General features: G+C 56.9%; 18 protein-coding genes and 1 pseudogene. 12 read left to right on the top strand and 7 right to left on the bottom strand.

Annotation, left to right across the window (positions count from 1 at the left end; all coding sequences use genetic code 11):
* Positions 1-50 precede the first annotated feature (50 nt).
* The 3 genes from N2601_RS31130 to N2601_RS31120 are packed head-to-tail and all read left to right on the top strand — an operon-like array spanning position 51 to position 2,226.
* Positions 51-458, top strand: a complete 408-nt coding sequence (locus N2601_RS31130; RefSeq protein ID WP_260305348.1) for a hypothetical protein — start codon at positions 51-53, stop codon at positions 456-458.
* Entirely contained in the window at positions 455-1,642 is a 1,188-nt protein-coding gene (locus tag N2601_RS31125; protein ID WP_260305347.1) for a PfkB family carbohydrate kinase, read from the top strand. The genes N2601_RS31130 and N2601_RS31125 overlap by 4 nt, the downstream gene beginning before the upstream one ends.
* Positions 1,639-2,226, top strand: coding sequence for a 7-cyano-7-deazaguanine synthase (locus tag N2601_RS31120; protein ID WP_260305346.1), 588 nt, complete (start codon positions 1,639-1,641; stop codon positions 2,224-2,226). Before N2601_RS31125 ends, N2601_RS31120 begins: the two co-directional genes overlap by 4 nt.
* A 27-nt stretch (positions 2,227-2,253) precedes the next feature.
* Here the strand turns inward: N2601_RS31120 and N2601_RS31115 are convergent, their stop codons facing one another.
* Both N2601_RS31115 and N2601_RS31110 read right to left on the bottom strand, forming a co-directional pair.
* Positions 2,254-2,499 (bottom strand): hypothetical protein, encoded by a 246-nt coding sequence (locus N2601_RS31115; RefSeq protein WP_260305345.1) that lies wholly within the window; start codon positions 2,497-2,499, stop codon positions 2,254-2,256.
* A gap of 292 nt (positions 2,500-2,791) precedes the next feature.
* Positions 2,792-2,998, bottom strand: a complete 207-nt coding sequence (locus N2601_RS31110; protein WP_260305344.1) for a ribbon-helix-helix protein, CopG family — start codon at positions 2,996-2,998, stop codon at positions 2,792-2,794.
* 136 nt (positions 2,999-3,134) lie between these two features.
* On the opposite strand from N2601_RS31110, the gene N2601_RS31105 reads away from it, so the two are divergent.
* From N2601_RS31105 to N2601_RS31095, 3 genes are read left to right on the top strand one after another with little or no spacing between them, the layout of a single operon-like run.
* Positions 3,135-3,797 carry a multiubiquitin domain-containing protein gene (locus N2601_RS31105; RefSeq protein WP_260305342.1) on the top strand — a complete coding sequence of 221 codons (663 nt, stop codon included), beginning with the start codon at positions 3,135-3,137 and terminating at the stop codon, positions 3,795-3,797.
* The gene (locus N2601_RS31100; protein ID WP_260305340.1) at positions 3,772-4,950 is read left to right on the top strand and encodes a ThiF family adenylyltransferase; all 1,179 of its coding nucleotides are present in this window, start codon (positions 3,772-3,774) and stop codon (positions 4,948-4,950) included. Before N2601_RS31105 ends, N2601_RS31100 begins: the two co-directional genes overlap by 26 nt.
* Positions 4,947-5,432: a DUF6527 family protein gene (locus N2601_RS31095; RefSeq protein ID WP_260305339.1), complete on the top strand. Its 486-nt coding sequence runs from the start codon at positions 4,947-4,949 to the stop codon at positions 5,430-5,432. Before N2601_RS31100 ends, N2601_RS31095 begins: the two co-directional genes overlap by 4 nt.
* A gap of 173 nt (positions 5,433-5,605) precedes the next feature.
* Here the strand turns inward: N2601_RS31095 and N2601_RS31090 are convergent, their stop codons facing one another.
* Positions 5,606-5,893 (bottom strand): hypothetical protein, encoded by a 288-nt coding sequence (locus tag N2601_RS31090; RefSeq protein ID WP_260305338.1) that lies wholly within the window; start codon positions 5,891-5,893, stop codon positions 5,606-5,608.
* A 50-nt stretch (positions 5,894-5,943) separates the two neighbouring features.
* Here N2601_RS31090 and N2601_RS31085 point away from each other — a divergent pair, with 50 nt between their 5' ends.
* Genes N2601_RS31085 through N2601_RS31075 form a run of 3 tightly spaced genes read left to right on the top strand, consistent with a single transcriptional unit; the run spans position 5,944 to position 8,117 of the window.
* Positions 5,944-6,714, top strand: coding sequence for a TIGR04255 family protein (locus N2601_RS31085; protein ID WP_260305337.1), 771 nt, complete (start codon positions 5,944-5,946; stop codon positions 6,712-6,714).
* Positions 6,611-7,477, top strand: a complete 867-nt coding sequence (locus tag N2601_RS31080; RefSeq protein WP_260305335.1) for a hypothetical protein — start codon at positions 6,611-6,613, stop codon at positions 7,475-7,477. Before N2601_RS31085 ends, N2601_RS31080 begins: the two co-directional genes overlap by 104 nt.
* The gene (locus tag N2601_RS31075) at positions 7,461-8,117 is read left to right on the top strand and encodes a hypothetical protein (protein ID WP_260305334.1); all 657 of its coding nucleotides are present in this window, start codon (positions 7,461-7,463) and stop codon (positions 8,115-8,117) included. The genes N2601_RS31080 and N2601_RS31075 overlap by 17 nt, the downstream gene beginning before the upstream one ends.
* A 670-nt stretch (positions 8,118-8,787) precedes the next feature.
* On the opposite strand, the gene N2601_RS31070 is transcribed toward N2601_RS31075, so the two are convergent.
* On the bottom strand, positions 8,788-9,822 hold the full coding sequence (locus N2601_RS31070; protein WP_260305333.1) for an IS110 family transposase: 1,035 nt from the start codon (positions 9,820-9,822) through the stop codon (positions 8,788-8,790).
* An 87-nt stretch (positions 9,823-9,909) separates the two neighbouring features.
* Positions 9,910-10,548 (bottom strand): annotated as a pseudogene (locus tag N2601_RS31065) (DDE-type integrase/transposase/recombinase); the annotation flags it as partial.
* A 219-nt stretch (positions 10,549-10,767) separates the two neighbouring features.
* On the opposite strand from N2601_RS31065, the gene N2601_RS31060 reads away from it, so the two are divergent.
* Positions 10,768-11,505, top strand: coding sequence for a hypothetical protein (locus N2601_RS31060; RefSeq protein WP_104823072.1), 738 nt, complete (start codon positions 10,768-10,770; stop codon positions 11,503-11,505).
* A 6-nt stretch (positions 11,506-11,511) separates the two neighbouring features.
* Here N2601_RS31060 and N2601_RS31055 read toward each other — a convergent pair whose 3' ends face one another.
* Positions 11,512-12,933, bottom strand: coding sequence for an ISNCY family transposase (locus N2601_RS31055; protein WP_260305330.1), 1,422 nt, complete (start codon positions 12,931-12,933; stop codon positions 11,512-11,514).
* Positions 12,934-13,685: 752 nt separating this feature from the next.
* Here N2601_RS31055 and N2601_RS31050 point away from each other — a divergent pair.
* Both N2601_RS31050 and N2601_RS31045 read left to right on the top strand, forming a co-directional pair.
* On the top strand, positions 13,686-13,874 hold the full coding sequence (locus N2601_RS31050) for a hypothetical protein (protein WP_260305329.1): 189 nt from the start codon (positions 13,686-13,688) through the stop codon (positions 13,872-13,874).
* The gene (locus N2601_RS31045) at positions 13,871-14,083 is read left to right on the top strand and encodes a hypothetical protein (RefSeq protein ID WP_260305327.1); all 213 of its coding nucleotides are present in this window, start codon (positions 13,871-13,873) and stop codon (positions 14,081-14,083) included. Before N2601_RS31050 ends, N2601_RS31045 begins: the two co-directional genes overlap by 4 nt.
* Before the next feature lie 26 nt (positions 14,084-14,109).
* On the opposite strand, the gene N2601_RS31040 is transcribed toward N2601_RS31045, so the two are convergent.
* A complete protein-coding gene (locus N2601_RS31040; RefSeq protein ID WP_260305326.1) occupies positions 14,110-15,849 on the bottom strand; it encodes an ATP-binding protein in 1,740 nt (579 codons plus the stop codon).

Raw genomic sequence — 15,849 nt, 5'->3', positions numbered from 1 at the left:
AGCCACAGCTAACTCTCCAATGCCCGGAGTTGTTTTGGAGAGATGAGTCGATGTCAGGAAGCGGTCGTAGCAATCGTTCCCGAAGGCCCGCCGAGGCCCGATCGGTCTCGCCGGGAACGAACGCGGATGGCGGGGCAGGAGCCGTCGGCGGCGGGGGTGGGGGCGGCGGACAGGTCGACCCGTGCGCCTTGGAGTTCGACGTCAACCTTTCGGGCGTCAACGTGGTGTTGGCCGCAACTGGCGTGGTCGGTCAGGTGATGGTCGTCAGGCTTACCGTCATCAACGGCTTCGATGTTGTCGTCTGCGAGACAGCGCCGGGCTCTGTTCTGGGGTCTTTGGCGGCTTTTCAGGGGCTTGCCCAACTCATAGGCTGCTTGCGTAGCGGCCGCAGATACACAGCGCGGATCACCGCGATCAACGGCGCGACGATCAGCGTCCACGTGGACCCCGTTCCGTGATCGTCGTCGGCGGGGTCTACCGCGAGGTCTGCCAATATCCGTATTGGGATCGTCTGTTCGGCTCGGGGCTGAGGGCGGCGGCCGCAGTCAGCGAGCTTTCCCCGGGAACCAGCCTGTACGCCTACGCGCCACGGGCGTGGATGGATGACATCATCAGCTCCGCAGCGGCCTTCATGGTGAGGGCCGAAATCACCGAGTTCGGTCGCGGGATTGTGTTCGACTACTTCCATCCGCTTTCCGCCGCCGCGATCGACGGAGCCGGTGCTAAGGCTGCTCCGATCAAGGTGGACGGAGATGTGGTACTCCGTTTCGGTATGATCGAAGGAGACGCGGTGGTTCATGCCAAGCACGCCGTGTACGATCCGCAGACAGGTGTCTCGCCGGAACCGTTCCGCGAAAGCGGTTCCACGGCGGAGCATCTGGCGATCGTGTTGAACGGATGGGAGGCCGAACAGGCCACCGGCCTTCCTCCGCACGAAGCAGGCGAGTTGATCATGGCGCGCGAAAATGCGGAAGCGGTGATCGTAAAACTCGGCCCGCAGGGAGCCATCGTCCATGCTCCTGGACAGGCAGCCATTCTGGTGCCGCCCCATAATGCGGACAGCGTGTTCAAGATTGGCTCCGGGGATGTGTTCAGCGCTGCCTTCGCCCACTACTGGGCCGAAGCATTCGAAAGCCCCGCCAAGGCGGCGGAACTGGCGTCGAGGTCGGTAGCGCATTTCGTTGACGGTCACCGGCTGCCTTTGCCGCCGCCGGCACAACTGCAGCACGGGGATGCGTTGAAGCCTCGGGACCGCGCTCGACAAGTCTATCTCGCGGGGCCTTTCTTCACGATAGCGCAGCGTTGGCTCGTGGAGGAAACGCGCGATATCTTGAGCGCAATGCACATACCCGTTTTTTCGCCGTTGCATGACGTGGGCACGGCCAAACGACCCGATGAACTCGCTGGTCTCGACCTGGTCGGGCTAGAGGAAAGCTCGGTGGTGTTGGCGCTGATAGACGGTGCCGATCCGGGCACGCTTTTCGAGGTCGGTTACGCGCGAAAATCAGGGATACCCGTCGTTGTCCTAACGGAGCAGATGGCGAGCTCGAACCTCACGATGTTCGAGGGAACCGGCTGCGTTGTGGCGCACGACTATACGACGGCGATTTACAAGACGGCTTTCGAGGCGTGGTCCGCATGAAGCTCCTGTTGTATTCGGGCGGCCTCGATTCCACGGCGCTGGCATGGAAGTTCCGACCCGATATCGCCGTGACCATCGACTACGGACAGCGTCCTGCGGCCGGCGAAATCCGGGCGGCCTCGGCGCTCTGCGGCCTGATGAACCTGCGACACGACGTGTTGAAAGTGGACCTTGCCTTCCTGGGGATAGGTACTCTGGTGGGCACCGAGACCGCCGATATTGCCGCAGCCTCGGAATGGTGGCCGTATCGAAACCAGATGCTGATCACGCTTGCCGGGATGCGCTACGTTGCGCGCGGATTGTCCGAAATCATGATCGGTGCTGTTGCGTCCGACGTCCACGCCGACGGCAAGAAGCCGTTTCTGGCGGCGATCAGCAGCGCCATGATTGCACAGGAAGGCGGAGTGCAAGTATCCGCCCCAGCCATCGATATGGACCCGCTTGACTTGATACTGGGCAGTGGGGTCCCGAAAAATCTATTGGGCGCGGCTTTCTCTTGCCATGTCGCCGAATATCCCTGCGGACAATGCAGGGGATGCGAGAAGCACCTCACGACCATCGCCGCATTGTCCAACCGGAACTAAGCGCAATCGCGGGTATCCCGTCAGTCGTCAACCGCTGGCGACGGCCCTTGGCTCTGACATCACCGCTTCGATGCCCAGAGTTTCCTCTTCGAAAAACGATCTCGCCCCCTTTCCGAGCTTGTAGTCAAGCCAGCGGTGCTCAAAGCAGAACCACTGGGTTCCAGCGGGGTGAACGTCGTAGCCTAGACCACCCCATTTGGTGCATCCCGGGAATTCGCAGTAGTGGTTGACGTGGACGGGCGCTTCCGTCTGCTCGCGCGCTTCTTCGGTCATCGAAATTCCTTCTCCTGGAATCGCTCGCAACGGGAGAAAGCGTAGGGACGGCTGGTTAACAAAAAATTTCGGCGCGTTCCAACGGCCCTTGAGGGGAAGGCGCTGTCTTTCCTAAGTGATTGTCTTTTCGACCGTGCGGCGGTTCGGATTGCGCGTGGAGGCGTCAGACTTTCCGGACTGCTCGCCGACATGATCCGAAAAAGCCACAGACGATCCTGCTATCGAGGACCGTCACGAGGGCCGCATGTGCTGGCGAGCGCAGGCAAAAAGCGCCGTGCGGTCTACGCAGCGATTATAACACGATCAATTCCGCTCTCTCAGATTTGTCGGCGCTCTCGATGAAGACCTTCTGGCCCTGCGTCAGGCGCTCGTCGACCGATTTGTAGAGGCGGAGAGCCATCCTGATCAGCGCGGTCTTCGAAATTCCCTTCTCGTCGCAAAGGGTCTCGAGCGCGTCCATCTCAGTCTCGGTCAGATTGAGGGTCATCGTCTTCTTCATATTCACTCTCCGCAATTTTCCTCGCAGAAGGTTAGGCAAATTTCGGCCAGGCGTCAATCAGAAATAGTTTACTTGATGGCTTGTTATTAGCTAAAAACTAGCTATCTTTTGTTTATCGAACCTGAAAGGAGTCGTCATGCCGCATGAAAGCGAATTCAAGTTCACCGTTGATGGCGTAGCTTTTTCCTCCGGCGATCCAGAAATATCGGGCCGTGAAATCCGCACGGCGGCGGGGCTCAACCCTGCGAGCGACTTCGTTCTGATCGAGCTTGGCAACGCGACGTCGCGTTCCGTTGGCCTCGAAGAGCTGATCGCGGTTGGCCCTAACGCAACGCCGGCCTTTCTCGCATTCCGCTCGGATCGCGCGTACTCGTTGACGATCAACGAACGCGCGTTCGAATGGGGAGCGCCCGAGATTTCGGCGTCGGACATCCGGAAATACGCAGGTATCCCCGAGGATGCCGACCTCTTTCTGGACGGCGATCATGACGCGCCGATCGAGAACGGTGATGGCGTTCAACTTGGTCGGCCGGACGTGCAGCGCATCGTTTCCAAGCCGAAGCAAAAGGTGCGGATCATCGTCAATACCCGAGAGAAGCTCGTGAAGCCGGGACTCATCTCGTTCCACGAGCTTGTCGCGCTGGCATTCCCGGGCACGCCGGCCGGGCCGACCACGTCGTACACGGTCAGCTACCGCAAAGGTCCCGAGGATCGGCCGGAGGGAACGCTGATCGAAGGTGAATCCGTCAAGGTCAAAAACGGGATGGTGTTCAATGTCTCAGCAACTGATAAGTCTTAGTCCCGACCTCGCGCGCCTGCGCGACGAAGGGTACGAGGTTTCGATCGAATTCGGGCACCTCGTCATGCGGCACATTCCCTACGTGTCGGCCGACCGGACGGTCAAATTCGGAATCTTGGTCTCTTCCCTCGCGCTGTCGGGAGATCGGACCGTAGTTCCGAATACGCACGTGGTAATGTTCGCCGGCAGCTATCCCTGCGATCAAAATGGCTCGCCGCTTTTGAAGATAAGCCACTTCTCGCAACGCCAGGTGATCGGCGACGGCCTTGCCATCGACCATGGCTTCTCGAGCAAGCCCGCCGGGGGATACCCCGACTACCACGCCAAGATGTCCACCTACGCGGCAATCATCAGCAGCCCCGCGGAAGCAATCGATCCCAGCGTCACCGCGCGTACCCGTCGCGTGATTGAAACCAACGACGATTCCCCGTTCGTCTACATGGACAACGCGTCAGGAAGGGCCGGTATAACTGCGCTTACGAGAAAGCTGCGCGAGCAGTCCGTCGCGATCGTCGGGCTCGGGGGCACAGGTTCCTATCTGCTCGACCTGCTTGCCAAAACGCCCGTTAAACAGATCCATCTTTACGACGGGGACGAGTTCGAGCAACACAATGCCTTCCGCTCTCCGGGGGCGGCAAGTATCGAATGCCTGCGCGAGCGGCCTCGCAAGGTGGACTATCTCCAGGACATCTACACGAAGATGCATCGGCATATTGTGGTGCATCCGGAATACATCACGCCGGAAAACGTCGGGCAGCTCGCCCAGCACTCGATGGTCTTTCTGTGCATCGATGCCAACGAGATCAAGCGATCGATCGTCGCCGGGATGGAAGCCTCCGGTGTCCCGTTCATAGACGTGGGCATGGGTCTGCAACTGGTGGACGACAAGCTCGTGGGAACTCTGCGTACGACGACCAGCACTCCCGCGATGCGCGGGCACGTCCATTCCCGGTCGAGAATTCCGATGGAACAGATCGACGCCGACGACATCTACGCGGGCAATATCCAGGTCGCGGAGCTCAATTCGTTGAATGCTTGCCTGGCGGTCATCCGCTGGAAAAAGCTACGTGGCTTCTACGCCGATACCGAGGGCGAGCACTTCAGCCTGTACACCGTCGACGCCAACCATCTTCTCAACGAGGACCTCGCATGAAAGTCAGCCGGCTGAAACACCGCTTTGTCGAAGCCTTTCCGGAAAAGATGGAGGAGGGCATGCTGTACGTCGCCCTCGAATACGACACGATGTCCCATATGTGCGCATGCGGCTGTGGCAACGAGGTCGTAACGCCGCTGAGCCCAAAGGATTGGAAATTCTCGTATGACGGAAAGACCGTCAGCGTGGACCCCTCGGTGGGCAGTTGGTCTCTTGCGTGCCAATCTCATTACGTCATCCGGAACGGAAATATCCTTTGGGCTGACAAGTGGGACGAGAAGCGCATCAAGGCGGGGCGCGAACGAGACCTCGCGGTGAAGCGGGGTTCGGCAGTACCTCCAACCTCGGCGGTACCGGCCGACACCAAGCCAGTAACCCAGCGTACGGAACCGCCGGCGGTGAAGCGGGTCGATGCCAAGAGCGCGAAACCCACAAGTAGCTTCTGGTCAGCGGTGCTTGCGTTTTTCATGGGAAGGAAGTGAGATAGGCCGGATCGGTTGCCGCTCTGCGCGGTTGCGAGGAAAGCGAGGTCCAAATGGGCCTCGTAAGGAAACCTGATCGGCAACCATATGCCCGGGACGACACGCGCGAGCCGCGGGCCAAGACATTGCTGATCTGCCACCGCTTTCGACCGCAGGTGAGAGTTGGCGGACGATCAGTGCGGCGCGATCCCGAGTAGCTGTTCGACCGGGGTGCCCGTAGCGGCCCCGCATAAAAGAAGGCGTGCGATCACTATGCGCGGGTCGGAACTCCGGGCACGCTTGCCTTGTCGCTGGCGATCCGCCGTACCCTTGCTGGCATCAATCGATGCGCCGTCGGCAACCAAGGCGCTTTCGGCACCATGCATCCCGTCGGCGATGCAGATCAAACATGAGCTCTCAAGATCGAAAATCGCGATCTGGTTCGTTGCGCGGCCTCGGTCATTTAGTATATCGTCGCGCAATAGCGCCTCGGTTGCGGAGAGGCTGCGTCGCGATAAGGGAAGGGGCTGTCTTGGCTTTTGCGGACAATTACCAGCGGGTGGTCTACGAAACCAATCCACTCGTGGAGGTCATTTGCCAGCTTCGTTTCCCAAAGCTTCTCAAGATCGATGTTGAGCCGCCGGCTCAATTTCAGGCTCGTGTGATGGAAGACTATCCATCTCTCGAGGAGCTCAATGCCGTCCAGATCGCCGTGGGCATGGACCCGTCCACGGGTCCGATACAGCGGACGAAATCCTACAGGTTTTCGAGCGACGACGGCGAGTGGAACGTTGTTCTGTCGTCCGATTTTCTTGCGTTGACGTCTATCAAGTACAGTCGTTGGGAAGATTTTCGCGGCCGACTTCAGAAAGTCACGACCGCGTTACTGGACCAATATCAACTATCGCACTTCTCGCGGGTTGGTCTTCGATACAAGGATGTCATCCTGCGGAGTAAAGTCGGAGAGCCGCCGGCGAGCTGGCGCGAATTGATTAGGTCGGAAGTACTTGGTCTTGCAGGTGCGGAAGATCTACACGGCGGTGTTCATTCGACCTATATGTCTACTATGTCAGCAGTTGTCGATGGCGTTAATACCATCATCAATGCTGGATTTGTTGAAATAAATGAAACGAAAGAGGAAGGTTTTCTGATCGATACTGACTTCTCCATCGACCAAAAGACCAATGCGGACGCGAACCATGCAATCGAACGCGCTGACTCATTACACAGACTTACTGGACCTGTCTTCAGATGGTGTATTACAGAGCAACTACACAGTAGATTATCGCCACAGGTCGTTTGAGGAAGGCGCATCGCCAAGGCCGTCCCTCAAGGGCTTGTTCGATGATACCATCATCACGTCGTCCGAGACGGAGACCGATGCAAATAGGGCTCTGGCAAACTTCGCCATGTACATTATCAGCGCGACCGGCGGATTTAGCTTCGGCGGTCTCGCGGGTACCTACTCCTATGGAAAACGACACTCCTGGCCCTTCATGGCCGTCGACCAGAGGAACCTCGTTCCGTTTCTTTCCCAGTGGAAGGTTGCCCTCGCTGGCTGGCCGCAGGGCCAGCGGTTGGAAGCGGAAAATCTTCTGGACATTCTTGCTGGAGATTTTCGCTCCGACATCGGGGCGGACGGCGTATGCCTGATTTATAGCGCGCGAAGTCCCGTTGTCTTACAGGCAAAACATATCGCCAACTCACCCACGGTTCTTGAGGACATAAGCCTCGGATTGAGCGACGAGGCCCGTTCCATCAAGTCACAGATGGAGATCGACCGGGAAACAGTCGAGACATCGGAGATCGCCGACGTCATTGTCAGAATCGAGAATGTGCTGCGCGACCGTCAGTGGTCGACGATCGACGAGCTTTTCCGTTCGCTCGATCTTACACGTTGCCCACCCGCCTTTCTTGTCGTGGCCATCCGCGACACTTTCCCGGTGAGAGAAAAGCTACTTACATGGAAGTCGTTTCTGATCTCTATTCGCGGCGATCTCGAACGACGGAACATGAACGCGACCAAGATTTTGCGCGGCTTGGAGTCTGATGCTGAAAAGTTGTGAGGCCGAAGACCCCGGGCAGCATCTCGATCAGATCGGGGTGGCAATCAAGAAAGTCAGCGAGCATCAAAATCACGTCGGTGTCCTTTACAGGTACGGTGATACCGTGCGCATGTCGCATCTGTGGTGGCACCACCGCCTCTCCGACGAGGTGCTTGACGAGGGCTATCACTGGGGGAAATGCGGACTGTTCGAGGATGATCCGCTCAACGGGCAGGCCTTCGCGGCGAAACTCCGCGCAATAAGGCAGAACCGTGGAACGATCCCATACGGATTTTACTCCAAGGGCGACGCGTTCGACGAAGCGGGCGTCTTCCAACCATTCGAAGAACCCGGAATGGGACTTACGTGCGCCACCTACGTTACAAGCGTCTTCGAATGGTTTGGCCATTCGATAGTCGATCTTGACACCTGGCGGCCGCGCGACACCGACGTTGAATGGCAAAAGGGCATGCTCAGCGATATCGAGACACATGTCTCGAAGGAGCGCGCAGACGAGGTTGCCAAATTCGTCGGCCATATCCGAATTCGGCCAGAAGAAGCGGCGGCAGCAGTGATCCATGAACCGCCTCCGATTTCGTACGATGTCGCCGTCCGCATGGCATCCGAAATTCTCGAGGTCATTTCGGCTTCGGAGCAATAATGCTTCGGGGACGGGATGGATTGGGCCAATCATATCCATTTTTACCAGCACGTCTTCCATCCGCCGTCCGCGAGTGGCCAATGCCTGATGGAATTTGCGACGATTTCCAGTTTCGCTTCCCCGCAAGCGGCGGCAAATGCTTCCCTTGCAAGACCTAGCCGAGCATGCTGCGGTAATGCGACGTAACAAATCCGCAAGGCACGTTAGTATTTGTGGAGTTGCCCCCAAAAGACCGGACATGCTCAGGTTGTTTAATCGCTGACTTTCCGTCAAGTGAATTCCTGTCATTCAGCATCGTTCCGGCTTGCTTATAGGAAACCGGTTCAATTGATTGGTGCCTGTGATCGTGCCCGACTAGTTGGCCCGGTGTTGAGAAGCCGCTCGCGAGCGCGCGACCAATCGTGCTGTAGCGAGTGAGCGGCTTCGTGGTTCGCCAGTATCAGCGGTCATATTTTCCGGAGCGGGCCAGTGCCGGGAGCAGGGTTGTTTCCGCGGTCGGCAAATGCCGCCGCATAATGGGTCTTCGCAGGTAGGATCTTCCTATGTTTGAGACGCAGTCTCAAATGAACTGCCGCCTGAGTAACGGAATGATCGAACCCACGTCCGCAGCAGGGACGCTCAATTCGTCAAATCGAGATTTGACGCAGAGGGAGGAAAGTTGGCGCTTCGCTTATGCGAGATCGGCGCCAGCCGACGCATCGAATTCTTCTCCTGTCTTGAGCATGCTGTGCATGATAACCGCAAGCTTACGGGCGACCGCCACCGCGGCGCGCTTAAAGCCCAGCCGCTCGCGCAGCTTCTGCCCCCAGATTTTGAGACGGCATTCGGCGCTGGCGCCAGTTCTCGTCAAGAGCACAGTTGCCGCTTCGTAGAGCAAACCCCGCAAACGGTTGTCGCCCCGACGGGAGATATGGCCATCATAATCGACTTCGCCGGACTGATATCGTCGCGTCGTCAGCCCGAGCCAGGCTCCCACCGAACGCGATGTTCGGAAGTGGTCCGGGTCTTCAATCGCCGCAATGTAGGAGATGGCCGTAACGGCACCTATACCCGGAATCGTCATCAGACGCTTCACAGCCTGGCTCTGTCGCGCCATCACGAGCAATTGGCGATCAAGTTCGGCCGCGCGCCTGCGTATGTCGCGCCAGGCATCCAGCAGGGGTAATATGATCCGCGCCAAGTCGTCATTACCATCCAGCAATGTCCTTACGTGGCCGTCGAACACGCGGCCAGTTCCCTTAGGGACGATGAGACCGAATGTCTTCATCAGGCCGCGAATCTGGTTGCTGAGTTGGACCGAGATGCTCAGGAGCTGATTGCGTGCCCGGACCAGTGTGCGCGTCAGCATACTGTCGAGTGCCTTGACCCGGACGACCTTGTAGAAGCCTGCTTCCGCCAGTTGCGCCAACCCGTCCGCATCATTCGCATCGGTCTTGTTGAGCGTCTCGTTCAAAACCTTTTGCGCATGTCGAGCTTCGATGCAGATCGCCGGCATCCCCTCGGCCGTCAGGGCGTGATAGAACCACGTCGACAACGGACCGGTCTCAAAGACGACGCGTCTGGCGTGCGGCGCATGCTTGCGGATCATACCTGCCAGAAGCCTGGGGTCCGAAGGGCACTTGCCGCGCCAGATGCGCTTGCCGTCTTGCCGGATTGAGATCGCAGTGTCTTTCAAGGAAATGTCGAGCCCGATATACTGGTTCATGGTTGCCTCCAACGAATGGTGTTTGGGCCCGGTGCCAATCGAGAGCCCGTATTCCCATCTTATCGGGGGCAACCACCCCTACCAGCATCAACTGAGAGAATGGCCTGAGGAGATCGCGCCGCGATTACTCCATGTTTGAGATTGCGAGCTGATGAACTCGCGCGGCGATTGATATCCTAAAGCACTGTGCGGGTGAAGATTGTTGTAATGCTCGAACCAGAACGGCAGTTGAGCGATGACGGTTTCAGCGTCGGGGGTTGGATTCACCGAGACGTAGTCGCGCTTGAAGGTTTTGACGAACGCCTCGGCCATGCCGTTCGATTGCGGGCTTCGCACCGGTGTCGTGCAAGGTTCCATGCCGATGTCGCGGAGCAAGGATGCCGTGTCCCTGGCGATGAAGCAGGAGCCGTTGTCGGTGAGCCATTCGATGGGCTCGGATAGCATGTTGATGCGGCCGAAGCGGTTCTCGACAGCGGTGATCACGAGGTCCTGCACGTCTTCGCTCTTGATGCCCTCGGTGGTGGCGACATGGGCGATTGCCTCGCGGTCGCAGCAGTCGAGGGCGAAGGCGACGCGCACCTTCTCCTTGTTGTCGCAGCCGATCTCGAAGCCGTCGGAGCACCATCTGATGTTTGAACGCTCGACGGCGACCCGGCCGTCGTGAAGGCGATCATCGACCGCTCCGGTATGACGCACCAGCAGCAGATTGTGCAGCTTCATCACCTGTCAAAGCTGATTAGAGGAGCGACGTGTTCAGCCAGTTAGAAATGCGCCACTGGTTCTGCCGGTAGCCCCCGATCCGACCGGCTGGGCCGGGTTGAAAGGGCGGAGCGGGGGCGGGTGATAACGCTCCCCTTCGACTTTAGCTTTCTCAGTAGCAATTGTTCTGTCGTCGGCTGATACTCCTCTACACCGCATGGGGCGGATAGGGATCGAAGCCGCACGATGCTTCCGGAAATCAACCTGCAAGGTGACGTCGATGTCGCCGCGCTGTCACCTCTTCTTCGCGGCATGCTTCTGTCCGTTGCCTATGCTGACGGTGAGGGTGGCATAGGATTGACGGCGACCGGCGCCATGAACCGCAAATTCGTGCATTGGGCCGCTGTGAACTTCCTCTGGCCCGACTTCACGGCCGAAGACCTCTACAGCATGAACAAAGTGCTGAACGAAAACGACATGCCGCCGCTCTGGGTCGTGCGGGACATGACCCGCCATCTGAAGCTTCTTCGCCGGAAAAAGGATGTGCTGCTGCCAACCAGACGTGGCCGCGAGTTCCTGATGAACCCGCAGGCCTTCTTCGATCTCGTCGCCACGGATTATCTCTATTCCTATGTCCACGCCACCGAGCGCAAAGAAGAGGTCCAAGCTCGGTTAGGTTGGTGGCGCATGTTCCTCAATCTTCTCAATATCAAGGCGAGAGAGGGCTGCACGCCATTGGACGTTGTAAAAATCCTCTATCCAGACATGGCACCTCTGTCCGACACCGAAATGACCCTGGAAGCCTGGGAGCTCAAATCCGATCTCCAATATGGTGTCCTGCGGCGCCTGTGCTGGCTGGGCCTGCTTTATGAGGCACGAGAAGGGCTCACGCTTCTTCAAGACGGAGCCTTCCATAAGACGCCGCTTTGGTCCGCCTGCCTGCAGCTGGAATCAGATACGCAAAGCGACATCGGCGTGCACTGACGATCTTTATTCCGCCGCTGGTTGCCTCAATAACGCTTTCTCTCGCCGGGCAATCACCGCGGGATCGTTCATGTAATCTGTCCTCGGCTTGCGGCCACGCTTCTGATAGCCGTTCGCCGTGCTGCCGTCCCGAATGCCGAACATATGATCCGCCTGCCCGGTGCGGCGAGGGCCGCTCTTGCTCCGTTGCTGTTCTCGTCCAGCCTGCATCTCGGCGACGATCGACAGCATGTCGTCCAGACGCTTGTTCTCGACGACTTCCGGCCGATGGACCGACCGCAGCTTGTCAAAGGTTCTGTAGGGTAGGGCAAAACTCTCGTGCATGATCTCGAGACGACCGTCCGGATAATCGCAGACAATCACCTTTTGGCCGGCCAAGGGTCTGGAAACGTCGGTCGGATCGAGAATGAACAGCACCTTGTCGTAGCGCAGCGTCAAAGCCTGCGACAGCGTGCGAACTTCCTTGCGGCACATGGCGCCATCAAGGTTCTCGTGATCGGCCAACGGCCGGTGCATGTCCTTCGGATTGCGCGGCTGTTTGCCGAAACGCGCGTTGAAATCCGTAATGAACTCAGGTGCATAGGCGTTGGCTTCCTCGATCGTGTCAATGCCGCGAAGCCGCATCTCCTTGACCAGCCGATCCTGCAATGTCTGGTTGGCACGTTCCACCCGGCCCTTGGCCTGCGGGGTGTTGGCACAGATGATGTCGATGTTCAGCTCATAGAGCGCCCGGCCGAATTGTGTCAGGCCGCTCGTCCGGTCCTTCTCCGACGCATGGGTCGAACGAAAGACGCCGTGCTTGTCGCTGTAGAAGGCCAGCGGTTTGCCCCATTGCTGCAGATAGGCCTTGGTCGCGTGCAGATAGTCGAATGTGTTCTCCGATCCGGCAAACCGTAGATGTAGCAGCTTGCCGGTCGCGTCATCGATATAGACGAGCAGGGCGCATTTGGGCCCACGGTTCTCGAACCACCAGTGATGCGAGCCATCGATCTGCACCAGTTCGCCAAAGCAATCACGTCGACCGCGTGGCTGGAAAACCCGTTTCTTGCGTTCTCTGCGTGAGACCCAGATACCAGCCTCGGTCATCCATTGCCGCAGCGTCTCCTTGGCGACAGAGATCCGGTGCAGCTCGATCAGCTTCTCACGCGCCAGCGTCGGGCCGAAATCCAGATAGCGTTCGCGGATCAGATCCAGCGCCGCATTGCGAAATTCCTCGCTGTGACGCCGGTTGCTCGGTTGAGATCGCTTCTTCGAAACGAGCCCGGCTGGACCATCCAGGTCATAAGCCTGCAGCAGCCGATGCACCTGACTTCGACTGAGGTCGAGCAGTTCGGCAGCCTGGACAACGCTCAGGCGTTCGTCACGGATCTTCTGGATGACTTCGAGGCGATGCAACTCTTTCTGCGACATAGTGATCAAACAGGACATGACGACTCCGACCGCTCATGGTCTCGACCAGGCTGAAGGTCGTCATCCTTGCTCCCAACCTTGGCATTGACCAGAACGTCGAGAGGCGAGACTGTCGCATCTCTAACTGGCCCAACTGTCGCATTACTAAATAGCCGCTACAAGAAAACATCAGATAAGTTCTATTATGGAACCAGTTAGTGGGCACAGGGATTCCGCAAAGGAGGCTCTTCTGCATCATTGAGTTCCATGCGCTCTCATCTAGGGATCAATGATCTGATCTGGAACGAGCTGCCAGCAAATATCCATGCTATAGCGGATGTCTGCGCATGAGAACCAGTCGTTCAAAGTTGGCTCTTCCGAAGCGCGGGTCGCATGACGCGGATCGAACAGTCACACCGCCTTAAATCTCTAGTGCCGATCAGGCCGCTGGCAATGTGGGTAAGAGCTAAAATGGTTTATCCTGCGCGACAGGCCAGCCGCGATTCTGGCATTACGAAGAGTGCCCGATTATCAAGGTATCTGGGCAGCGCCGGGCGTCGACGCCGGTATGAGTTACACTGCCGGTGCCCCGAAAGAAAAAATCGATCCGTGGGTTCAGCAACATCTAATTGGCACGGCTACCCCAAGATGGCTTTCCTCGACGGCAACACGAACCGTGTGCAAATCGCGAAATCGACGATCTCGTTATCAGCGCGAATTTGAAGTGGTTCACTTTTAATTAAAAATTAAGGCTTTCTGTTTAGGTTACGGTCATTAACCGGAGCATGATCATGACGACTACGACGTTGATGCGAATTGCCGGGATTTTTATGGTGATTCTTTCACTTCTTAAAATCGCGCCTTTCGGGCTCGACCCGTATCTGCCGCTAGGGGGAAGCGAGGCTGTCCAGATGGCAATCATACTAGGCTTCGCATTTGTCACATCGGAAGTTCTCGATCTCCTAAGAGCAATAAAATGAGCGTAAAAAACCGCATTTCAGTGTCGTTTGATGACATGGAATTCCAGATTTTAGAGCGCCTGTCTTCGCACACACAGAGAAGCAAGGCGGAACTCATCAGGACAATAGTTGAAGAATTCCTGAAGGATAATCCTAACCGGTTTCGCCTTAAAACGGGTATCTCAAGAGATACAAATATTCTTCTGGACCCTGATGGTAGCGGCAGTTGATTATCTCCACTACCATCAGGGTGCACTTAGCCACGCCAGCGCGTTGCCCGTTTTTTGAAGTCTATTTTCCTCCATTCTTCCTTCCAGAGCGCTAGGTATTTCACGTCGCTGGAAGCAGGTGCAGGATTGCATGGCTCGACATAGACGACACATGGCATGATAACTGCGTCACCAATGAGCAGCGCCTCACCCTGTTCGAGAGCGGGCATACCTTCCGTCAGGTTGCCCAAAGTGTCAGGCAGGAGTCGCCGCACATAGCTTTGGTCGTCCGGATTGGTTAACCGCATCGCCAAGAAGTTGCTGCACTGAGAGAAGATCGTTTCAGAAATCTCCGACGGCCGCTGACTGGATATTAAAAGGCTGATGCCGTACTTGCGCCCCTCTTTAGCAATCCGTTCAATCGCAGCGAGCGACGCTTTGAAACGAGCTAGGCCACTCTTGGGCGCGTATTTATGTGCTTCTTCGTATACCATAAGGAAAGGCTGCTCGGTCGAATTCTCGGCCCGCCGGGCGTAGTAGCAGAAGTCGAACATCAGCCGCGAGATGAGTGAAACAGTGATACTCAACAGCTCGAATGGGATTCCGCTGAGATCGATAATCGTGACGTTTGTTTCGAGATTGTCTCTGTAGCCCGTGAACTGCTTAAGAACTTCTTCCAAGGTTGCCGCCTTGGCCTCTTCGCCGAAAATGAAACTGAGACGGGCGTTTGAGATTTTCGATCTCACGCGGCGCTCGAATTTGTCGATGCTGCCGTCGGCGTATGGGCCTTTGTTGATTTTGCTTCGCTCCGGTGCAGCAAACTCTCTCGGTTCCCTACAATAATAGTTCAATTGCGCTTCAACATCATCGAACTCAATTTCGCTGCCGTCCTTAAACTTAATCTGCAATGAGTTCTCGGCGTTCTTCGTCTCGCGCGTGAGGTTACGAAAAGCATTTGCGACGTGTTGAATGTCGTAGGGGAGCGGACTGTCAAAATTCACTTTGTCGATGTCCGGATTGCCAATCTTTTTAGCGATTGTGACAATCGACCGAAGCAACGCTTCCTGATTGTAATTGTTGTTGTCCCCGGACTCCAGGAACATGTCTTCCATCTCATCTTCATTAAGTAGCCAGTACGGGAGCACTAGGTCGTCGACGGTGATCACATTTGCTCTTGGAAAGGCAGTCGCGTACTCAGAGTGGAGATCGAAGATGAGAATATGAGAATTGTTCAAACCCTTATACTCACCATCCTTCGCCGACATAGCTTTCTGTAAAACTGTAGTGACGCTGGACGATTTACCCGATCCAGAGGCCCCAATCACGGCGATATGCTTATTGAAAAAGCGATCGCCGTGTACCGGAACGTCGATGTCTCGTTGCCTAGTGAGCGACGAAAAACGAAATCTATCTTGGGCCTGAAAGGCTTCAGCATAGATGGCCGCGATTTCTTCTTTTGTTGCTGGAACAACCTTCTTCGGTGGAATAGCCAGTTCGTCGCCGCCACGATTAAATTTTCCATTCTTCAGGGTGCCCAGCGGGTAGGCATCTATCATGTAGACACGTTTGGAATCGTGAGCGCCTTCAGTCTTCGTTTCCTTCATCTCGATGGAAAAGCTTTCGATGATGCAGATCAGGGAGACATTCTCATTGTCGGAGACCTTCAAGAAAGAGCCGACGCGTAGCGATTCGCCTGCCGCCTGGAAATTGATTAAGTCATCGACCGCTACGCGGACCTTATTTGGATAGACGGCAACGACTTCGGCGTTTGCGATCTCTTCTGTCAT

The organism is Rhizobium sp. CB3060 (assembly GCF_025200735.1).
Taxonomy (GTDB): domain Bacteria; phylum Pseudomonadota; class Alphaproteobacteria; order Rhizobiales; family Rhizobiaceae; genus Rhizobium.
Note: the sequence above shows the minus strand (reverse complement) of the source record. Positions and strands in the feature narration are given on the sequence as shown.